Source organism: Burkholderia sp. 8Y (assembly GCF_902506145.1).
Classification (GTDB): Bacteria; Pseudomonadota; Gammaproteobacteria; order Burkholderiales; family Burkholderiaceae; genus Caballeronia.
This window is the reverse complement of sequence record NZ_LR733548.1, coordinates 79,535-99,324: the sequence shown is the minus strand read 5'-3', so window position 1 is coordinate 99,324 and position 19,790 is coordinate 79,535. Positions and strand designations below refer to the sequence as shown.

At 66.3% G+C, this 19,790-nt stretch carries 16 protein-coding genes; 6 read left to right on the top strand and 10 right to left on the bottom strand.

The genetic code is table 11. The features are described 5' to 3' along the window. Positions 1 to 12: 12 nt before the first annotated feature. From zwf to GV035_RS28195, 4 genes are all read right to left on the bottom strand, one after another. A complete protein-coding gene (gene zwf, locus GV035_RS28210) occupies positions 13 to 1,488 on the bottom strand; it encodes a glucose-6-phosphate dehydrogenase (protein WP_159839281.1) in 1,476 nt (491 codons plus the stop codon). Between the two features lie 181 nt (positions 1,489 to 1,669). After that, positions 1,670 to 2,569, bottom strand: coding sequence for a LysR family transcriptional regulator (locus GV035_RS28205; RefSeq protein ID WP_159839279.1), 900 nt, complete (start codon positions 2,567 to 2,569; stop codon positions 1,670 to 1,672). 77 nt (positions 2,570 to 2,646) lie between these two features. Next, positions 2,647 to 4,725, bottom strand: a complete 2,079-nt coding sequence (locus GV035_RS28200; protein WP_159839277.1) for a 2Fe-2S iron-sulfur cluster-binding protein — start codon at positions 4,723 to 4,725, stop codon at positions 2,647 to 2,649. Between the two features lie 23 nt (positions 4,726 to 4,748). Next, entirely contained in the window at positions 4,749 to 5,369 is a 621-nt protein-coding gene (locus tag GV035_RS28195) for a glutathione S-transferase family protein (RefSeq protein WP_159839275.1), read from the bottom strand. A 237-nt stretch (positions 5,370 to 5,606) separates the two neighbouring features. On the opposite strand from GV035_RS28195, the gene GV035_RS28190 reads away from it, so the two are divergent. Next, positions 5,607 to 7,631: an AI-2E family transporter gene (locus GV035_RS28190; RefSeq protein WP_159839273.1), complete on the top strand. Its 2,025-nt coding sequence runs from the start codon at positions 5,607 to 5,609 to the stop codon at positions 7,629 to 7,631. Here the strand turns inward: GV035_RS28190 and GV035_RS28185 are convergent. The 3 genes from GV035_RS28185 to GV035_RS28175 all read right to left on the bottom strand — a co-directional run bounded on the left by GV035_RS28185 (position 7,628) and on the right by GV035_RS28175 (position 10,363). Beyond that, a complete protein-coding gene (locus tag GV035_RS28185) occupies positions 7,628 to 7,861 on the bottom strand; it encodes a hypothetical protein (RefSeq protein WP_159839271.1) in 234 nt (77 codons plus the stop codon). The two genes, GV035_RS28190 and GV035_RS28185, sit on opposite strands and share 4 nt — an antisense overlap. Positions 7,862 to 8,075: 214 nt before the next feature. Beyond that, positions 8,076 to 8,867, bottom strand: a complete 792-nt coding sequence (locus tag GV035_RS28180; protein WP_159839269.1) for a 3-hydroxybutyrate dehydrogenase — start codon at positions 8,865 to 8,867, stop codon at positions 8,076 to 8,078. Between the two features lie 95 nt (positions 8,868 to 8,962). Further along, positions 8,963 to 10,363, bottom strand: a complete 1,401-nt coding sequence (locus tag GV035_RS28175; protein WP_159839267.1) for a GntP family permease — start codon at positions 10,361 to 10,363, stop codon at positions 8,963 to 8,965. A gap of 278 nt (positions 10,364 to 10,641) precedes the next feature. Between GV035_RS28175 and GV035_RS28170 the strand changes: the two genes are divergently transcribed. Then, a complete protein-coding gene (locus GV035_RS28170; RefSeq protein ID WP_159839265.1) occupies positions 10,642 to 12,087 on the top strand; it encodes a sigma-54 interaction domain-containing protein in 1,446 nt (481 codons plus the stop codon). Positions 12,088 to 12,181: 94 nt separating this feature from the next. Continuing rightward, positions 12,182 to 12,436, top strand: a complete 255-nt coding sequence (locus GV035_RS28165; protein WP_159839263.1) for a hypothetical protein — start codon at positions 12,182 to 12,184, stop codon at positions 12,434 to 12,436. A 54-nt stretch (positions 12,437 to 12,490) separates the two neighbouring features. Here GV035_RS28165 and GV035_RS28160 read toward each other — a convergent pair whose 3' ends face one another. Beyond that, positions 12,491 to 13,060, bottom strand: coding sequence for a lipocalin family protein (locus tag GV035_RS28160; RefSeq protein ID WP_159839261.1), 570 nt, complete (start codon positions 13,058 to 13,060; stop codon positions 12,491 to 12,493). A 461-nt stretch (positions 13,061 to 13,521) separates the two neighbouring features. Between GV035_RS28160 and GV035_RS28155 the strand changes: the two genes are divergently transcribed. The 3 genes from GV035_RS28155 to GV035_RS28150 all read left to right on the top strand — a co-directional run bounded on the left by GV035_RS28155 (position 13,522) and on the right by GV035_RS28150 (position 15,659). Further along, positions 13,522 to 14,496 carry an AEC family transporter gene (locus GV035_RS28155; RefSeq protein ID WP_159839259.1) on the top strand — a complete coding sequence of 325 codons (975 nt, stop codon included), beginning with the start codon at positions 13,522 to 13,524 and terminating at the stop codon, positions 14,494 to 14,496. A gap of 141 nt (positions 14,497 to 14,637) precedes the next feature. Beyond that, positions 14,638 to 14,772, top strand: a complete 135-nt coding sequence (locus GV035_RS29805) for a hypothetical protein (protein WP_268892306.1) — start codon at positions 14,638 to 14,640, stop codon at positions 14,770 to 14,772. 335 nt (positions 14,773 to 15,107) lie between these two features. Beyond that, positions 15,108 to 15,659, top strand: a complete 552-nt coding sequence (locus GV035_RS28150) for an NADPH-dependent FMN reductase (RefSeq protein WP_159839257.1) — start codon at positions 15,108 to 15,110, stop codon at positions 15,657 to 15,659. Positions 15,660 to 15,732: 73 nt separating this feature from the next. Here the strand turns inward: GV035_RS28150 and GV035_RS28145 are convergent, their stop codons facing one another. Together GV035_RS28145 and GV035_RS28140 are read right to left on the bottom strand one after the other, a co-directional pair. Further along, positions 15,733 to 17,106, bottom strand: coding sequence for a hypothetical protein (locus tag GV035_RS28145; RefSeq protein WP_159839255.1), 1,374 nt, complete (start codon positions 17,104 to 17,106; stop codon positions 15,733 to 15,735). 108 nt (positions 17,107 to 17,214) lie between these two features. Continuing rightward, positions 17,215 to 19,464 carry a hybrid sensor histidine kinase/response regulator gene (locus tag GV035_RS28140; RefSeq protein WP_159839253.1) on the bottom strand — a complete coding sequence of 750 codons (2,250 nt, stop codon included), beginning with the start codon at positions 19,462 to 19,464 and terminating at the stop codon, positions 17,215 to 17,217. Between the last annotated feature and the right edge of the window lie 326 nt (positions 19,465 to 19,790).

Below are 19,790 nucleotides of genomic sequence, written 5' to 3'. Positions count from 1 at the left end.
CGACCCGCGCGCTCAACCTTCTTCGGCCCAAGCCAGATTCTCGCGCGCCATCAACGCGGAAGACGCCGCCGGCCCGAACGTGCCCGCCGTGTAGCCGCGCGGCCGGTCGCCGAGTTCCTTCCAGCCGTCGAGAATCGGCTCGACCCACGCCCACGCCGCTTCCAGTTCGTCGCGGCGCATGAAGTGCGTGAGCCGCCCGCGAATCACGTCGATCAGCAAGCGTTCATAGGCTTCCGCGCGCCGCTGGGTCATGGCCTGCTGAAGGTCCAGATTCAGGTTCACGGGCAGCATCTGCATGCCGCTGCCGGGTTCCTTCGCGAGCATCTGCAACTGGATGGACTCCTCCGGCTGCAACGTGATGATGAGACGATTGCCGTAATTGCGCGGACCGCTCGGGATGATGGAAAACGGCAGATCCGCGAAGTCGATCACGATTTCCGAGCGCCGCGTCTGCATGCGCTTGCCCGTGCGCAGGAAGAACGGCACGTTCGCCCAGCGCCAGTTGTTGATATGCGCGCGCAACGCGACAAAGGTTTCCGCGCGGCTGTCAGGCGGCACGTTGTCTTCCTGCAAGTAGCCCTTGACCGGCTCGCCGCCGACCGCGCCCGCTGCGTACTGACCGCGCACGGTGTCGCGGGCGGTGTCGGAAACGGTCATCGGACGCAGCGATTTCAGCACCTTCAGCTTCTCGTCGCGCACGGCGTCGGGATCGAGCGAAACGGGCGGCTCCATCGCGACGATGCACAGCAGTTGCAGCAAATGGTTCTGCACCATGTCGCGCAGCGCGCCGGTGTGATCGTAAAAGCCCGCGCGGCTGCCGACGCCCACCGTCTCCGCCACCGTGATCTGCACGCTTTTGATGTACGGCGCCTGCCACAGCGGCCCGAAGATGGGATTGCCGAAGCGCAGGACCATCAGGTTCTGCACCGTTTCCTTGCCGAGATAATGGTCGATGCGGTAGATCTGATCTTCGTTGAAGTGCCGGCCAACGGCGTCGTTGATGGCGCGCGCCGAAGCGAGATCATGGCCGAGCGGCTTTTCCAGCACGACGCGCGCTTTATCGTCGACGATGCCCGCCGCCGCGAGGTTGTCGCAAATCGTCGTGAAAAGTTCCGGCGAGGTCGAGAGATAGAACACGCGCTGCGCGTTCTGGCGCGTGGCTTCGGCGAGCCGGCGGAAGTCGTCGGGGTTCTCGACATCGACGCGCACGTAGTCGAACAGTGCGAGAAATTTGTCCCAGGACTGCGCATCGAACGCATTCTCGTCGATGAACGGACGCGACTGCTTCTCCATGAAGTTCTTCAGATAATCTTCGCGCGTCCATTCCTTGCGGCCGATAGCGAGAATGCGCGTTTCGGCGGGCAGGTTGCAATGCGAGTGCGCCATGTAGAGCGCGGGCAGCAGCTTGCGCGCCGCCAGGTCTCCGCCGCCGCCGAAGATGATCATGTCGAGCGGGCGTTCGTTCACAGGAGAGGTCGGGTTCGTCATGGTGCGTGAGCCGTTGAGGTTCGGAAGAGCCGGTTTCGTCGAGCCGGAACGCGGCTGGGAGCGCAAAACCGCCGAGAGAGCTATGTTGCATGGTTTGCCGCCATTTTGCACGGCTCGCGCGCTAACGGGCGTTCGATTCCTCAAAGATTCACGAAGCCGCTACGCGCGCCGTTTAGCTCGTTTAGCGCAACGATTCATCTGCGCGCAGCGTCGCCACGGCGAGATCGAGAAACGCGCGGACCTTCTGCGTGACGTGACGTCCTTCGCGATGGACGAGGTGAATGGGCAGCGGCGGCGGCTCGAACTCGGCGAGCACGATCACGAGCCGCCCTTCGCTCACATGCTGCGCGACCTGATACGACATGAGCCGCGCAATGCCGAAGTCGGCGAGCGCGGCGGCGATGGCGGAATCGTTCGTCGTCGTGACGAGGCGCGCTCGCGTGCGGACGATCACCGTGCGCTCGCCGTCGTGAAGTCGCCATTCGGGCGGCGACGAGGAGCCCGTCGACGCGATGATCGTGTGCGCGTCGAGGTCTTCGGGGCGCGCCGGCGTGCCGTGCTTCGCGAGATAGGCGGGCGAGGCGCACAGCACGCGCCGCACGCGTCCGACGGGAATCGCCTGAAGCGACGAATCGGGCAACTGCGCGATGCGCACGGCCACGTCGATGCCCTCGTCGACGAGATTCACCACGCGGTCGACGAACCAGCAGTTCGCGTCGGCTTCGGGATAGCGCGAGAGGTAGTCGAGCACGATGGGCGTCACATGCAGCCGGCCGAAGAGCACCGGCGCGGTCAGCGAGAGCACGCCGCGCGGCGCCGCGTGCGTGCCTCGCGCGGCGAGTTCGGCGGTGTCCACTTCGCCGAGAATGCGCCGGCAGTCTTCGAAGAAACCGCTGCCGGCGTCGGTGAGACGCACGACGCGCGTGGTGCGTGTGAGGAGCCGCACGCCGAGCCGCTCTTCGAGTTCCGTGACGACGCGGCTCACGACCGAAGGCGACACATCGAGCTTGCGCGCGGCTGACGCGAAGCCGCCGGTTTCGACCACCGTGACGAAGGTCGACATTGCCTGAAAACGGTCCATGTCGGATGCGGAAAGCGGGCGAGAAAGTTGCCGTGCATTCTCGGGCATGCCGGGGCGTCCCGCAATCGCGCTGTGTTCTACAGATCGAGTCGAAGCGGGGCGTCGGTGTCGGCTGCCGGGCGTGCGCAGCAGATCAGCGCCTCGTTGTCATCGACATGAAACGCCGGCTCGCTCGCATACGACACCGCGCCGCTCACGATCCGCGTTCTGCACGTCCCGCACGTGCCGCCGCGACAGTTCGACTCCGTCTCCACGCTGCATGCTTCGGCCAGTTCCAGCAGCGTGCCGCTGGCGGGTTGCCACTGCGCGTCGCGTCCCGACTTCGCAAAGCGCACGGGCACCGCTTCGGTGGCGGGCGGGCGCATCGGCTTGATGTCGACGCCGCGATCCGGCGTTCGGACCAGCGATGCAGGACCGAACGCTTCCGCATGAATGCGCGTATCCGCGATGTTGAACGCGCGCAGGCCGTCGTATAGCGATTGCATGAACGCGCCCGGCCCGCACAGATAGAAGTCGTAGTCATTGAACGGCAGGAAGCTCGTCAGCAGGTCCATGTCGATGCGGCCTGACACGTCGTAATCGCGTTCGAACTGCGCGCCTCGCGGGTCGCTCAGCACGCGAATCACGCGGACCGCACCGCCCGCGCTTTGGGCCAGCGCGTCGATCTCGGCGGCGAACGCGCGGCTCGCGATCGTGCGCGCCGACGCGATCAGCCAGACCGGGCGCACGCGCCGCTTGCGCAGCCCTTCATAGACGACGTGACGCAGCATCGCGAGCATCGGCGTGATGCCGACGCCTGCGGCCAGCATCACGGCGGGGCGCGCTTCGAACGGATCGATCGTGAAGCTGCCCGCCGCCTGCCGCGCTTCGATGATGTCGCCGACCTTCAGCGCGTCGTGCAGATGCGCCGACACGCTGCCTTCGCGCTTCACGCTGATGCGGACCGCGCCGTCCGCCGGGCCGACCGACAGCGTGTACGTGCGCACGAGCGGCTTCGTCTCGCCCGGCAGCGTGACGCGCACCGGCAAGTGCTGCCCCGCCGCGTGCGGCACGATGCCCGCGCCATCCGCCGGTTCGAGCCAGAACGAGCGAATAGCGTCGCTTTCATCGACGATCCGGCTCACGCGATACGGCCGCCACGCATCAGCGAGCGCCGCGGCCTTCATGCGCTGCGCGGCTTGGCTCCAGTCGCCGGTCATCAGCGCGTTCGGCGACCAGCCCTCGCGGCGAAACGTCCAGCGCAGCGCGAGCGCGTCTTCGCGCAGCACGATGCGGCGCGGCACGAAGCGCCACAGGCGTTCCGCGCCCTGAAATGCGGCGGTTTCCGGCGATTCGGGCAGCACGCGCGCGTCGCCCGTGAGTTGCAGGACGTCGCCGGTTTCGAAGTCAGCGAACACGAGTCCGGCTCGGCCGTTGACCGCAATATTGCCGAGCGTGTTGAAAAACAGGTTGCCCGCGAAGTCGGGAATGGTGAGCGCGCCGTCATCGGACACGCGCACGAAGCCCGCCTTGCCGCCGCGATGCGACACGTCCACCTGACGATGCCCGTCCTCTCGGTCGAAGTACGACGCGACGAAAAACGTATCGGCGCGCTCGATCATCGCGCGGACGCGGGGCGATCGCGCATCGAGCGCGATTGGCGTGGACGACGAGGGCGAGGACGCATCGTGCACGAACGCGTAGTCGCGCAACTGAATGTATTGCGGACAATTGCCGAAGCTCTGCTCGACGGCCACGTCGAACGCGCGCCCGCCCGCCGCGTTGTCGCGATGAATCACGCCGTTCACGCGGTTGCGGCGTCGCGTATGCAGTTCGATGCCGAGCAAGCCGACCGAAGCGCCGTCCTCCAGGCCCGCATCGGCGGGATCGAGCGGATCGCGCGTGTGTTCGACGGACAGCGTCGTCGCATCCGGCGAGCGCAGAAAACCGGGGCGGCCGGTCAGAAAGGCGGCCCAGGCGTCGCCGTTGGCATCGACCGTTCCGGCAACGATAAACGGCAACTGCGCAAAGAATTGCCGATGCTGCTCCGGCATGAACGAACGCACGACGCGCGCGCCGACGTCGCGCATGCGTTCTGCGACGCCGGCGGCGGTCTGCATCTCGATCTCGCCGCGATGCCAAGGCGAAGGCGCGGTGATCGAAGCGGTGGCGGGCATGATGATTGTCTCCGGCGGGCGCTTCAGGCGCGCAGGCCCGCAGCCGTCGTCTGGAACGGCACGAAGCCCGGCAGGGCCTCGACGCGCGCGAGCCACGCCAGCACGTGACCGTATCCCGACAGATCGACGTTGCCTTCCGGCGCGCCCGCGATATAGCTGTAGAGCGCGATATCCGCGATGGTCGGATGCGCGCTGCCGATATCCGCGATCCATGCACGGCTTTGCAATTCGTCGTCGATGACCTTGAGCACCGCATGGGCGCGCGCGATGACTTCATCGGCGTCGAACTTGCGGCCGAACACCGTGACGAGGCGCGCGGCGGCCGGACCGAACGCAATTTGCCCCGCCGCCACGGACAGCCAGCGTTGCACGGCGGCGGCTTCGGCGGGCGTTTCAGGAAGCCATTGCGTCGCGCCGGTCTTCTTCGCGAGATAGACGAGGATGGCGTTCGAATCCTGAACGACGTGGTCGCCGTCGACGAGCACGGGCACCTGGCCGAAGCGGTTCAGGCGCAGGAAATCGGGCGTTTTGTGTGCGCCGGCGGCAAGGTCGACTTCCTCTTCCTCATGATCGATGTTCAGCAGATGCAGAAAGAGCCGCGCGCGGTGCGAATGTCCTGAGAGCGGATGGTGATACAGCTTCATGGCAACCCCTCTTGTGTGAACCGGGGAAGTCCCGGTCTCTTGCAAGCAGTATGGGTTCGTGCGCGACGAAGCGGAATGGGGCCGGGAATCAAATGACTATTCTCGTTCTCAGATCAATGGGCGCATTCTTGCGCGCGTCGCATCCCGTATCGGCTCACCGCAAGCCGCCGCGCTCCCGAACATTCTCACCGGCACGCGCCTTGCTTCGTCGGAAAGTATTTCCACGAGCCGACCTCCATGCCTCCACTTCCCGGCCCGCGCCGGCCTCCTGCGAAGATCCTGCCGCCCGACGCGCCGGGCCTGCGCGCGCTGGCGTCGCTGGTGGCGGTCGTCGTCGTGATTTGCGCGTTGTACTTCGGGCGCGCGGTGATGATTCCGATCATCCTCGCGATTCTGCTCAGTTTTCTGCTCGCTCCGTTCGTCGATTTCCTGCGGCGGCTGCGCTTCGGACAGGTGCCGTCGGTGATCGTGGCGGTCGTCGTCGCGCTGTCGGTGCTTACCGCCGTCGGCGCGCTGATCGGCGCGCAGGTCGCCCAGCTTGCGGGCGACCTGCCGAAATATCAGGTGGCCGTCGAGCGCAAGGTGGACAGCATCCAGCGCATGACGGTGGGCCGCGCGGACGCGATTCTCGGGCGCGCGTCGCGTGCGCTGAAGCGGCTGTCGCCCGCGCGCGAGCAGGAGCCGCGCGCGAACGAGGACAACCCGGCGGCGTCGCCCATCGATCAGCCTATGCCCGTGGAAGTGCACGAGCCCGCGCCGTCGCCGCTGGAGCTCGCGCAGCGGTTCCTGTCGCCGGTCATCAGTCCGCTGGAAACAACCGGCATCGTGCTCGTCGTCGCGGTGTTCATCCTGTTGCAGCGCGAAGACTTGCGCGACCGGCTGATCCGCCTGTTCGGTTCGCGCGACCTGCATCGCGCGACCACCGCAATGGACGAAGCCGCGCGCCGCCTCTCGCGCTATTTCCTCGCGCAGTTGGGCATCAACGTTGGCGTGGGAATCGTCATTTCCATCGGGCTCGCGGTGATCGGCGTGCCGGGCGCGCTGCTTTTCGGCGTGATGACGGCGCTCCTGCGCTTCGTGCCGTACGTCGGGACGTGGATCGCCGCGTTGCTCGCGGTGATTTTCGCGGCGGCGGTCGGACCGGGCTGGACCATGCTGATCTGGACCATCGTGCTCTACGGCGCGACCGACATCGTCGCCGGGCAGATCGTCGAGCCGCTCCTCTACGGACACAGCACGGGGCTTTCGCCGTTCGCGGTGATCGTCGCGGCGATTTTCTGGAGCTGGATCTGGGGGCCGATCGGCCTCGTGCTTTCGACGCCGCTCACGCTCTGCCTCGTCATTCTCGGGCGCCACGTGGACCGCCTCGAATTTCTCGATGTGCTGTTCGGCGACCGACCCGCGCTGACACCGGCGGAGAACTTCTATCAGCGTCTGCTCGCCAACGATCCGGACGAGGCGCTCGTGCAGGCGGAATCGCTGCTGAAGGACCGGTCGCTGGTCGCGTACTACGACGAAGTCGCGCTCGAAGGGCTGCGCCTCGCGCATAACGACGTGCTGCGCGGCGTCGTGACGGCGGACCAGTTGAAGCGCATCAACGAGTCGGCGCTCGACATCATCGAGGGGCTGGAGGACGCGGAAGACGTGATGCCGGCGGTCCAGCGCAAGGAAGAGCCGCTCGTGAGCCTCGCCACCGACGACACCGCTCCCGTTGCGTCCGAGTCGCCGCCCGAACGCTTCGACGCCGGCGCGGAAGGACATACGGCGTCCGTGCTGTGCATCGCGGGGAGAAGTCCGCTGGACGACCTCGCGGCGACCATCGCCGTGCAGCTTTTCCGCAAGCACGGGCTGGGCGCGGATCTCACCGGCTACGAGCGGTTCTCGCGCGGACGCTTCGGCGAAGTGGACCTCGCGGGCGTGACGATCATCTGCGTCGTCTCGTTCGATGCCGCCGAATCGCCGCCGTATCTGCGCAATCTGCTGCGCCGGCTGCATCAGCGCGCGCCCGCCGCTGAGCTGATCGTCGGGCTCGTGGTCGCGGAAAGTCCGCTGCAAGGCGAAGTGCTCGTGCGGACCAGTTCGGCGGCGGTGTCGTTCAAGGAACTGGTCGATGCCTGCGTGGCGGCCGCGCGCCGCCAGTCGACCGATGGCGTGTCGTGGGCCGGCCTCGACGCTCCGGCGAACGAACCCACGGCCGACGACAGCAGCCGCGCCGCGCAAGACGACGTGCCCGCCTTGCGCAACGCATTGGGCGACGCCTAGCGGTTGCCGTCGAAGAGATCGTTGAGCATGGTGTCGAACGATGCCTGCGCGTCTTCGAGCTCCTGCAGCGCGGCGTCGAACGTCTGGAGCGCCATCTGCGACGGCCGGCCGTCGCCTTCGGGCGGAAACTGCTTCTGCAGCGCGACGAACGCGGACTGCACCTGCCGCGTGGCGTTGACGATACGTTCCATCGCTCGCGCTTCTTCCGCGCGATTGTTCTCAGCGGTCATCGGAGACACTCCTCGTTGGCAATGTCCCGATAGTACCAAGCGCCGCGCGCTTGCAGACTACGCCCGTTCGGCTGGCGGCGCGACCGTGAAGAGCCGCACGGCTTCGTCTACCTGCGGCGAGCGGCGGTTCACATTACACAGACATGACGACGGATAGCCAACCGCCTTCCGGGATGATCGCGCCGCAGGGGTGCGGCGCATCGTCGCGAGCGGCTTACTGCGCGCTCCATCCGCCGTCGATCTGCAATGCCGAGCCGCGCATTTCGCTCGCGGCATCCGAGCAGAGAAACACGGCCATGTCGCCGATCTGCTGCGGCGTGACGAACTGAGCGGACGGCTGCTTTTCGCCGAGCAGCTTGGCACGCGCCGCGTCGGGAGAGAGCGACTCGCGGGCGGCGAGATCGTCGATCTGTTTCTGCACGAGCGGCGTCAGCACGAAGCCGGGGCAAATGGCGTTGACGGTGACGCCCGTGCGCGCGTTTTCCAGCGCCGCCACTTTCGTGAGTCCCAGAATGCCGTGCTTCGCCGCGACATACGCCGACTTGCCCGCCGAGCCGACCAGCCCATGCACCGACGCGATGTTGATGACGCGGCCCCAGCCTCGCTCGCGCATGGCGGGCAGCGCGACGCGCATCGTATGGAACGCGGAGCTCAGGTTGATCGCGATGATCGCGTCCCAGCGTTCGACCGGAAATTCGTCGATGGTCGCGACGTGCTGGATGCCCGCGTTGTTCACGAGAATATCGACCGCGCCGAAGCGTTCCGCCGCGAACGCGATCATCGCTTCGATTTCGGCGGGCTTCGTCATGTCGGCGGGATGGTGCACGCCCTGCACGCCGGTTGCCTCGATCTGCGCGAGCGCGCCGCTCACGTCGCCGAAGCCGTTCAGCACGAGATTGGCGCCGGCTTGCGCGAGCGCCGTGGCAATGCCGAGCCCGATGCCGCTCGTCGAGCCGGTCACGAGCGCGGTCTTGCCGGCGAGGATTTTCGATACGGATTGAATCATGAGCGGTTTCCTTTTTCTGTGGCTCTGCGGGCACGGCGAACGTTCAGCGCCTCATTGTCGGGCGTAGCCGGTGCGTCCGCCATTCCCGCAATCCATTACACGATGCCGGTCGCGTAGTACACGCCGATGACGAAGAACACCGCCAGCGTCTTGATGACGGTCACCGCGAAAATATCGCGATACGACTCGCGGTGCGTCAGCCCCGTGACCGCGAGCAGCGTGATGACCGCGCCGTTGTGCGGCAGCGTGTCCATGCCGCCGCTCGCCATCGCGACCACGCGATGCAGCACTTCCAGCGGAATATGCGCGGCTTCCGCGCCCTTGATGAAGACATCCGACATCGCGGCGAGCGCGATGCTCATGCCGCCCGACGCGGACCCGGTGATGCCCGCGAGCGAACTGACTGAAATCGCCGCATTGACGAGCGGATTCGGAATGCTTTTGAGCGCGTCCGACACGACCAGAAATCCCGGCAGCGCCGCGATCACGCCGCCGAAGCCGTATTCCGACGCCGTGTTCATCGCGGCCAGCAGCGCGCCCGCCACGGCGGCGCGCGTACCCGGCGCGAAACGCTCCTTCACGCGGCCAAACGCCGTCAGCACGACGAGCAGAATGCCGAGCAGCAACGCGCCCTCGACCGCCCAGATCGCGACGACCGGCTTGATCGCGGTCGTCACGGGCGTATGCACACCCGGCAGCGCATTCGGCGCGACGGTGTAGCTGCCGCCGTACCACAGCGGAATCCAGCGCGTGAGCGCGAAGTTCGCGACGCCCACGAGCACGAGCGGCGCGACCGCGAGCAGCGGATTCGGCAGATTCGTCGACTCGACGCGTTCCGGCTCGTTCACGAGCGAGGTGCCATAGCCCTCGCCCTTGGCCATCGCCGAGCGCCGGCGCACTTCCAGGAACGTCAGACCGACCACGATGATGAACACCGAGCCGATCACGCCCAGCCACGGCGCGGCCCAGCCGGTCGTCTTGAAGAACGTCGTCGGGATGATGTTCTGGATCTGCGGCGTGCCGGGCAGCGAATCCATCGTGAACGAGAACGCGCCGAGCGCGATGGCGCCGGGCATCAGCCGCTTCGGGATATTGCTCTGCCGGTACATTTCGGCGGCAAACGGATACACGGCGAAGACGACCACGAACAGCGACACGCCGCCATAGGTGAGCAGCGCGCACACGGCGACGATCACCGCATTGACGCGCGACTTGCCGATGTAGCGGATCGCGGCGGCCACGATCGCTTCCGAGAACCCGGAGAGCTCGATGACCTTGCCGAACACCGCGCCGAGCAGGAACACGGGGAAATAGAGCTTCACGAAGCCGACCATCTTCTCCATGAAGATGCCCGAGAACACCGGCGCGACGGCGGCGGGATCGGTGAGGAGGACGGCGGCGAGCGCGGCAATCGGCGCGAAGAGGATGACGCTGTAGCCGCGATAAGCGGCCAGCATCAGGAACGCCAGTGCGGCGAGCACGATGAGGAACGACATTGAGTCTCCGTTGATGGTTGTTCTTTGAACTTCATGCGAGGCCGGTTTGTCCGGGCCGTCGGCGGGCGCACTGATGCAGCTTCTGTGCCAACGGTCTCGAAAGCGCGCTGGCGCGGGCATCTGGGCGGCGGAGTGGACTGGACGTAGCCGCATTGTCTACGGATGGAGACATGACATGCTCCTTGACCCGCTCGATCCCAGCTAAATAAAGACCCTGCGCTGTCTCCGATTTGAGATACGCTGTCGCCGATTAGAGAACCGAACGGAGACAAGCGCCCATGCGCAACGACTGGACCAACGTTCCCGCCGACTACAGCGACGTCATGCGCCGCGCGATGGAATCGCTCTTCAAGACGTTCGAGAACCTGAGCGAAGGCGCATTCATCGTCGATGCCGACGCCCGCGTCGTCTGGATCAACAAGCGGTATGCCGCGCGCTTCGGCTTTTCCGATCCGACCGACGCAATCGGACTCGACTGCGAAGCCGTGATCCCGAACAGCCTGATGCGCGAAGTCGTCGCGACCGGCAAGCCGATCCTGCTCGACGTGCTGGAGACAGGCCGCGAGCCGCTCGTCGTCACGCGCCTGCCGCTGAAAGACGATCAGGGCGCGACCGTCGGCGCGATCGGCTTCGCGCTCTTCGACGAGATGAAGGCGCTCACGCCGCTCTTCGCGCATTACTCGCGCGTGCAGCAGGAATTGATCGCGACGCGGCAGTCGCTTGCGCAGGCGCGGCGGGCGAAGTACACGTTCGCGAGCTTCGTCGGCACGAGTGGCGCGAGCCTCGAAGTGAAGCGGCAAGCGCGGCGCGCGGCACTGGTCGATTCGCCCGTGCTGCTGCTCGGCGAAACCGGCACCGGCAAGGAACTGCTCGCGCACGCGATCCACGGCGCATCGACGCGGGCGGCCAAGCCGCTCGTCACCGTGAACGTCGCGGCCATTCCGGACACGCTGCTCGAAGTCGAGTTTTTCGGCGCGGCGCCGGGCGCGTACACCGGCGCGGAACGCAAAGGGCGCGTCGGCAAGTTCGAGCTGGCGGACGGCGGCACGCTTTTTCTGGACGAAATCGGCGACATGCCGCTGCCGTTGCAGGGCAAGCTGTTGCGCGTCTTGCAGGACAAGGAGTTCGAGCCGCTCGGGTCCAACCGCATCGTGCGCGCGGACGTGCGGATCATCGCGGCGACATCGGCGGATCTGCCGGCGCTCGTCGCGGCGGGGCGCTTTCGCGCGGACCTGTTCTATCGGCTGAACGTGCTCACGATTCACGCGCCGCCGCTGCGCGAGCGTCTCGGCGATATCGAGGCACTCGCCTACGCGATCCTCGAAGACCTGTCGGGCGAAGCGCGCACGGGGCGCATCCGCCAGTTCGTGCTGCATGACGACGCGCTGCGGCTGCTGACCGCGTGCGCGTGGCCCGGCAACGTGCGCGAGTTGCGCAACACGCTCGAGCGGGCGTTGATGCTGTCCGACAGCGAGCATATCGACGCGCGCGCGCTCGCCGCGTTCATCGATTCGAAGCCGGCTGCGCTGCCCGCGCCAGCGCAAACCGGAGCGGACGCGCCGGGAAGTGTGCCCTACGCCCAGGCGATGAACGATTTCGAACGCCGCTTTCTCGCCGACGCGCTGCGCGCGAGCGGCGGGCGCGTGGCGGAGGCGGCGCAGCGCATCGGCATCGGGCGGGCGACGCTTTACAAGAAGATCGCGGCGCTTGGCATCGAGGTGTGAGGCGGCGTTGCGCTGAATCGACGCGAAAGCTTCGCGTGGCATACTCGCGAAACACGGAATCGAACAATAACGACCTGAAAACAAGGGGTGCGGGATGAAGCTCGCCAAGGCAATCGGCTATATCGTCGTGCTCGCCGCGAGCGCGTGGGCGCTCGGCGGATGCAGCAGCGCGCCGCCGCTTTTTTCAGCCGATGGCCGGCCGACTCAGCTCGTCACCTGTCCGGCGTACGGCGGCTGGCGTCTGTGTACCGATAACGCGAAGGTCGCGTGTCCCGCCGGCTACGACGTGCTGGATCAATCCAGCGACAACAATCAGAATTCGCTGCTGCTCGCCTGCAAGGCGAACTGAGCCGGAACTGCGCGCCGCTGGTCGCCGCTTATCGTTGCTTATCGTCACGCACGCTCAGTCGTGCTGCGTTTCGCGCAGCATCGTGGTGTCGTAGCCGAGCGCCGCCGTGCGGACGAGCAGCGTGCGGCGCAATTCCGCCGAAGGGCGCGCCTCGCGCGTGAGAATCCAGAGATAGCGGCCCGTCGGTTCGCCGACGATCGACCACGCGTAGTCGTCGGCGTGATCGAGGATCCAGTAGTCGCCCACATAGAACGGCCCGAAAAACGACACCTTGAGCTTCGTTCCGTTCGATCCGGGCACTACCTTCGCGCGTCCCTCCGCCGACCGGTATCGTCCCGACAGACTCCCTTGCCGGCAGGCGTTGATGACCGAGATGAGACCGTCCTCGCGTCGCGCGTAGTTGGCGGTGACGGCTTCGCAGTTGCGCTCGAAGCGATTTTCGTAGCGGGCGAATTCGAACCAGTGGCCGAGATAGCGGTCGAGATCGACCGCCTTCGACGGCTCCGGCACGTTCTCGTTGCCGCTGCGCTTCGCGCCTTTCAGCCCATAAGCCGCAAGCGCGCCGATTCCCCCGATGGCGACGAGCGCCGCCGCGCCATACGCCCAAGGTCGTCCAGATTTCATTGGCTTCATCGTCTGTTGGAGATTATCCGGATAGCAATGACCGTTCCGACGCGGGCGGTCCCGGAAAGTCTCACCTTTAGGCCGCGCCGCACGGTGCGGAGCGTGGCCGCGAACCCGCAACCCATTGCGGTAATTGGCCTTTTTCGGGCATGGCCAGCGCGCGATCGATCGCGCCGGACGCCTCCCGAAACGTCTCACCTCAACCGGCGTCGCGCGCCAAGAGCGGGCGTTGCGCGCGTGCGCCGTCCATCGTGCCCGTCCACTTGGGGAAAACGCGAAGTGTCTGGAATCAATAGCTTGCAGTCGATAGTAAAAGCTTTGTCGTGCGTAGCATCGGACGCAAAGTGAGGCGGCGTCGCGCGGCGGCGCTCACCATTTAGCGGCTCCCGAAACGTCTCACCTCTCGATCTGCGGGTATGCTTTCGGCTCTTTCGTTTCGGCCCGCACGCCATCGCTCTTTCATGTCACCGCCGGTTTCTTCGCCCGTTGCGTTTCTCTCGTCGCTGCTCGGTCCGCTCGTCACCATCATCCTGCCCGTGTTCGGTCTCATTGCCGCGGGCTACGCGTGCCGCAAGCTGAACAAGCTAGGTCCGACGGCGGCTTCCGAGTTGAACCGCTTCGTCGTGTATCTCGCGCTTCCTGCGCTGCTCTTCGACATCATGGCCAAAACGCCGTTGAAGATGCTCGACCAGCCGGCGTTCATCGCGGTGTTCGGCATCGGCTCGGCGGTCGTGTTCGTGCTGACGCTCGGCGTGCGGTTGATGCAGTCGCGTCCCCTCGCCGATGCCAGCATCGACGGGCTGAACGCCGCCTATCCGAACACGGGATTCGTGGGCTTGCCCCTGTGCCTGCTCGCGTTCGGCAAGGCGAGTCTCGCGCCCGCCGTCATCGCGACGATCATGACGGTGTGCGTGCTCTTCGGCATCGCCATCGTGCTGATCGAACTCGGGTTGCAGACCGGAAGGGGCATCGGCGCGACGCTGTGGCGCGTAGCGAGATCCCTCGGCAAGAATCCGCTTCTGATCGCGCCGGTCGCGGGCGCGTTGATGAGCGGGAGCGGCGTCGCGGTGCCCGAAGGCGGCGAGGCGCTCATCAAGCTGCTCGGCGGCGCGGCGAGTCCGTGTGCGCTCGTCGCGCTCGGGCTGTTTCTCGGCGCGAAAGGCGAGGCCCGCAACGCGCGGACGACAGGCGCGCTCGTCGCGCTGAAGCTGCTGGCCCAGCCGCTCCTGACGTGGTGGCTCGCGTTTCACGTGTTCGCGCTGCCGCCGCTGTGGGCGAAAACCGCCGTCATCCTGAGCGCGTTGCCGACCGGCACCGGGCCGTTCATGCTCGCCGAGTTCTACCGGCGCGAGGGCAGCGTCACGTCGAGCACGATCCTCTTTTCGACCGTGCTTTCGCTCATCACGGTCACGCTGTGTCTTGCTGCGATGCTGTGAACTGCGCGCGAAAGTCGGGCGATTATTGCAATCGCGGCAAAGACCACTTCGGTTGCCGCCGCTTTTTCCGTCGCTGCCGCGCCGCTAAAGTTCGCCTCAACCGATCCGACCGGTCGGTCAACGAACTCAGTGGAGCATCTCATGAAGCGCATTCTTTCCGTTCTCGCCGCGTCCATCGCATTGTTCGCCGCAGCGGGCGTCGCGCAGGCGGCCGATTCGCAGCCGTCGGCGTGTCAAGGTCCGGCGTCGCAGTGCAACGTGTTCTTCGGGCAATGAGAGGGGTTCACCTTTCGCGGAACCCACACGCGAAACCCGCGCGCAGCCGCGTGGCGCAATCGTTTTGTTTCGTTCTTGAATCGAAAATCGAAGGCTGTCGAACGTTTTTCGGAGTTATCCACAGTTTCTGTGGATAAAGGTGGGGATAGCTGCGCGCAAACCGAGTGTTCATGCGGCGCGGGCTGGACTGCGCGATTGATCACAAAAATGGATCATCCCGCGCGCGGCGGCGCTCGGGTGACGACCGCCTGACGTTGGGCCTATGATGTGCTCTCGGGTCGGTTACAGACGACGTATCGGTCGTTCACTCTCATCCTTCGACGGGGGAAGATGTCATGGCGTACAAGATTGCAGTGGTCGTGGGCAGCCTGCGCAAGGACTCGTTCAACCGGCAGCTCGCACACGCGCTCGAATCGCTCGCGCCGAGCGATTTCACCTTCGAGCATCTGGATATCGGCAGCCTGCCGCTCTACAGCCAGGAATACGACAGCGATTTTCCGGAAGCCGCGCGCACGCTCAAGCAGAAAATCTCGGAGGCGGACGGCCTGCTGTTCGTCACGCCGGAGTACAACCGCTCGATTCCCGGCGTGCTCAAGAACGCGCTCGACTGGGGCTCGCGGCCGTGGGGACAAAACGCATGGGGCGGGAAGCCGGGCGCGGTCATCGGCACGTCGGTCGGCGCGATCGGCACGGCGCTCGCGCAGTCGCATCTGCGCAGCGTGTGCGCGTACCTCGACGTCGCGCTGATGGGACAGCCGGAGATGTACATCAAGCACGACGACAAGCGCATCGACGCGAACGGAAACATCGTCAGCGAAGATACGCGCAAGTTTCTGCAGACCTTCATGGACAAGTACGTGGCCTGGGTGCGCGATTTCGCGGCCTGAGGCGCTCGCAAAGAACAAGGGCCCGCGCAAGGCGGGCCGTCGTCGTAGACTCTTTACAGCGGGCGAGCGCCGGTCACACGTGATGGTGTCCGGTCACGCGATCCCAGCCGTGACGGACCGCCGCCTTGAACCGGTCCCACGTATCGCCTTCGGGGTGGCGGCTCTCCCAGTCGCGGCGCATCTCATACTCCATCTGGTCGTCCCACGCGCGGTTGCGGAAACGCTCGTCGTTGCCGAGCGTCGCGCCATACTGGTACGCGCCCAGATAGTCCTCATACGGCTCGCCGGTCGTCGCGTACTTCGTGGCGTAGTCGGCGCGGAAGTCCTCCTCGTACTCCATGTACTCGTTCGGCACGGTGCGCGGGCCGAGCGGGACGGCGGCCTGCGATGCCGCCGACGTGCCGATCGGATCGCCCGCCGCGCCCATCGCGGGCATCGACTGCGATTGCACGTTCAGTTGCTGCGGCTTCGCGGGCTCGTCGAGCGTGCTCAACGGCTCGATCGAATCGATGGAGCGCCAGTCCGTATTCGGATCGACTTGCACGCCGGTCAGCGGATCGGTCTGCGCCTGAGACTGAGTCTGCGTCTGAGTGGCAGTCGCCGCTGGCTTCGTCTCGACCTGCTCGTATTGCGTCGTCGACGGCTCCGGTGTGCCGCGCTGCGGGCGCGCAGCCGGCATCAACGGGTCGTCGGCGGGATCGGTCACGTAGTCGCGGGAAGTCAGCGTCGCGGGATCGTTGCGCGTGAAGGCTTCCGCGCCGGTTTCACTGCCTATCCCGCCGCCCGCCGGGGTGCGCGGCTCGCCGATCGGATCGAGCAGCGGATCGCCGAGCGGTCCGGCGAGCGGGTCGATAACGGGGGCGATCACCGGCTGCGCGACAGGATCGGCGGCGGCATCCGAACGCGGGTAAGCGCGCGCACGCGGCACGTCCGTGCGCGGCGCATTCACCGGATCGCGGCCCGGCACCGCGCTGCCGCGTCCGAGGCCGAGTTCGTCGAGGATGGAGTGATCGCGGTCGTCGGTGGCGGCGGGCGTCGTCGTGGCCGCGCCGTGCGAAAGCGTGGACCAGCTCGCCGCGCGTTCGTCGATGTCGATGGCACCGCAGTCCGTGAGCGTCGTGCGTGCGATATCGGCTTGGGTCTCGCTCGGTGTATCAACGGCGACGAGCACCGCGCCCCGGCGCACCGCTTCCGAGTAATGCGCGACTTCCGGCGGCTGATCGCGTCCGCCGAAAAGCATGCTGAAGAATCGTTCGATGCTGGCGAGCACGCCTGGCTGCGCGTGCGTCTCCGCGTCGGGCATCGTTGACGGCTGCGCGGCATCGTCACGCTGCGGGTTCGCCTGAAGCTCGATATCGCTGCGCGCGAAGCCCGCCGCGACGAGCGCAGAACGCGCGTTCTCGGCCTCTGTGTAGGTATCGAATACCCCGATGACGGTGTGTCGCATGGTCGCCTCCCTCTTGATGAGCGGAATCCGCGGATCGGCAACGCCGGGTTGCCGCACATGCGGGTGATAGACGCAACACTCGTGCCGGATCGGGAGGCCGCGCGTGCGTCAGCGGTCCACCGGGCGCGCCGCCTGTTCTTCGCGAATGCCGCGCAGCAGCGAATCGAGCAGGGCGATGTCGAACGGCTTCGAGAGCACGCGCGCATCCACTTGCCGCGCGCGGTCGAGTTCTTCCGCGTAGCCGGTGACGAGGATCACCGGAATGCGCGGCTCGAACCGCTGCATGCGCTCGGCCAGATCGATGCCGTTGAGCTGCCCCGGCATGTGGATGTCCGAGAGCACGGCGTCGAACGGGAAACCGGAAAGCGCCGCGTTCTCGCGGGCCGCTTCGAGCAGCGTCATCGCGGTGTCGGCGTTGAACACGTAGGTCACGCGATGACCCATCATCGTGAGCAGCGCCTCGGTGCCGGCGGCGACTTCCTCGTTGTCTTCCACGAGCAGCACGCGCAAGCCGTCCGCTTCCTGTGACGTCGCGGCGGCCTGCTCGGGTTCCGTACGCGGTGCATCGGCCGATGTCGCACGCGGCAGATAGAGCCGCACCGACGTCCCCGCGCCGATGGCGCTGTCGATGGTCGCAATTCCGCCCGCGCGCTCGCAGAACGCGAAGACCTGCGGCAAGCCGAGCCCGGTGCCCATGCCTTTCGGCTTGGTCGTGAAAAGCGGCTCGAACGCGCGCGCGAGCACGTCCGAACTCATGCCGACGCCGGTGTCTTCGAGCGAAATCTGCACGAATTCGCCGATGAGCGGAAAGCCGTCTTCGTGGCGGAAGCGCACGTTGTCCGCGCGCACGGTGAAGGTGCCGCCGCTGGGCATCGCGTCGCGCGCGTTCACGGCCACGTTGATGAGCGCGAGTTCCAGCTCCGCCGGATCGACGCGGATCGTCCACACGTCCGCCGCGACCTCCGCGTGCAGCGCGACCTTGGCGCCGAGCGACGCCCGCAGCAGTTCCCGCACGGTCGTCACCCATTTGCCGATGCCGATGACTTCGTTGCGCAGCGGCTGCTTGCGCGCGACGCCGAGCAACTGGCGCGTGAGCGACTGGCCGCTTTTCAACGCGCGCTCCATTGCCGTCAGTTCGCGGTCGAGCCCGATGGGCCCGCGTCGCCGCGCAATCTGCACGTTGGTGGAGACGATCATCAGCAGATTGTTGAAGTCGTGCGCGACGCTGCCGACCAGATTGCCGAGCGCCTCCATCTTGCGCGCCTGCCGGTACGCGGATTCGATCGAACGGCGCATCGACGCCTCCGCCTGCCAGCGTTCCCACGCTTCTTCCTCGATGGCGAGCCGCCGCAGCGACTGCCCGATCACGCCCCACAGCACGACGCACGGCGCGAAAATCGACAGCGCGAGCACGAGCAGATGCCGGTACCACTCCCTCCAGATCGTCTCGATAGGAAAGCCGCTCGACACATACACCGGATAATTGCCGACCCGGCGAAACGCGACGATCTTCAGCTGGTTGTCCAGCCCCGACACCATTTTGACCACGCCGTTGCGCGCCCCGGCCCGATACGCCCCGCGCAGCGGAGAACTCGCCGCGAGCGCCATTTTCGCGGGCGGGCGCTCGGGATACCACGCGAGCACTTCGCCGTCGGCGCGAGCGAGACCCAGCGACACGGTCGGGTTGTCGCCGAGCAGCTCGCGGTAGAAGTCGTTGAAATACGAGGGCCGCAGCGCAATCGACACCATGCCGGCGAACTGGCCGTCCGCCGTTTGGCGCGCGACAGCCGTGTTGAACACGCGCTCGCCGGCGACCTTGCCGAGCATCACGCGCGAAATTTGCGGGAGCCGGCTGTCGGCGCGCAGGCCGGCGAAGTCCTCGCGCGTGCCGACGCTGATCTCCGGCGTCGGCCACGCGCGGCTCGTGGCGAGCAGCTTGCCGTCGGGACCGAACACCGAGGCCGCCGCCACCTGGCGATAGCTGCCGATCATCTGGCTCACGCGCGAGTGGATGACGGCGTCTTCGCGGCGGATCGCGTCGGCGTCGAGATCGTCGAGCAGATCGACGATGCGTTCGTTGAGCGTGACGTTGAGTTCGAAGACCTTGAGCGCGTGCTCTTCCGCGATGCGCGCGTTGCGGGCGACGGCTTCGGAGGCGCTGGCTTCGCGGTCGCGGTAGTCGGAGATCGCGGTCATCGCGACGTAGACGCACGGCAGCACGACCGCCGCCACCAGCAGCGCGTAGAGCGTCATGCGTTGCGCGGCGAAGTTGCGTTCGGGCACGACCGGAAAGGGCGGTTCGTCCTGCCTCGCTTCGATGGCAGGCTCGGCGTCGGGCTCCTCACGTTGCAGCGTCATTTTGGCAGCGAAGTGGAAAACTTTACTCGAGCGTGCGCGCTTCCATCCGTTCGACGGGCGAAGGCCGGGGCGCGCGCGGTGCAATCGCTCGGGGCACGCACGATCCATGCCTTGCGTGCGGATGCGAACGCGCGTGCGGCGTCGCATTTAGCGAGATTCGTCGAAGCGCAAACGTACACAGAAGTAATGAATCGTTCTCCTGTGCAGTCATATCGGAATAAAATTCTCGTCTCGGTCGAAAGCATGGCAGGAATATCCCGAGCACGCGCTCTGACGAGTTGCTTTTGCGTGGGGAGCGTCCGACAATGCAATCTTCCGATCAATCT

Bases quoted from the DNA above. Each gene is read 5' to 3' on its own strand.
- GV035_RS28185 (WP_159839271.1), bottom strand. From the start codon at position 7,861: ATGACCGCTGAGAACAATCGCGCGGAAGAAGCGCGAGCGATGGAACGT.
- GV035_RS28170 (WP_159839265.1), top strand. From the start codon at position 10,642: ATGCGCAACGACTGGACCAACGTTCCCGCCGACTACAGCGACGTCATG.
- GV035_RS28180 (WP_159839269.1), bottom strand. From the start codon at position 8,867: ATGATTCAATCCGTATCGAAAATCCTCGCCGGCAAGACCGCGCTCGTG.
- GV035_RS28195 (WP_159839275.1), bottom strand. From the start codon at position 5,369: ATGAAGCTGTATCACCATCCGCTCTCAGGACATTCGCACCGCGCGCGG.
- GV035_RS28150 (WP_159839257.1), top strand. From the start codon at position 15,108: ATGGCGTACAAGATTGCAGTGGTCGTGGGCAGCCTGCGCAAGGACTCG.
- GV035_RS28205 (WP_159839279.1), bottom strand. From the start codon at position 2,569: ATGGACCGTTTTCAGGCAATGTCGACCTTCGTCACGGTGGTCGAAACC.
- GV035_RS28165 (WP_159839263.1), top strand. From the start codon at position 12,182: ATGAAGCTCGCCAAGGCAATCGGCTATATCGTCGTGCTCGCCGCGAGC.
- GV035_RS28200 (WP_159839277.1), bottom strand. From the start codon at position 4,725: ATGCCCGCCACCGCTTCGATCACCGCGCCTTCGCCTTGGCATCGCGGC.
- GV035_RS28140 (WP_159839253.1), bottom strand. From the start codon at position 19,464: ATGACGCTGCAACGTGAGGAGCCCGACGCCGAGCCTGCCATCGAAGCG.
- GV035_RS28155 (WP_159839259.1), top strand. From the start codon at position 13,522: ATGTCACCGCCGGTTTCTTCGCCCGTTGCGTTTCTCTCGTCGCTGCTC.
- GV035_RS28190 (WP_159839273.1), top strand. From the start codon at position 5,607: ATGCCTCCACTTCCCGGCCCGCGCCGGCCTCCTGCGAAGATCCTGCCG.
- GV035_RS28145 (WP_159839255.1), bottom strand. From the start codon at position 17,106: ATGCGACACACCGTCATCGGGGTATTCGATACCTACACAGAGGCCGAG.
- GV035_RS28175 (WP_159839267.1), bottom strand. From the start codon at position 10,363: ATGTCGTTCCTCATCGTGCTCGCCGCACTGGCGTTCCTGATGCTGGCC.
- GV035_RS29805 (WP_268892306.1), top strand. From the start codon at position 14,638: ATGAAGCGCATTCTTTCCGTTCTCGCCGCGTCCATCGCATTGTTCGCC.
- zwf (WP_159839281.1), bottom strand. From the start codon at position 1,488: ATGACGAACCCGACCTCTCCTGTGAACGAACGCCCGCTCGACATGATC.
- GV035_RS28160 (WP_159839261.1), bottom strand. From the start codon at position 13,060: ATGAAATCTGGACGACCTTGGGCGTATGGCGCGGCGGCGCTCGTCGCC.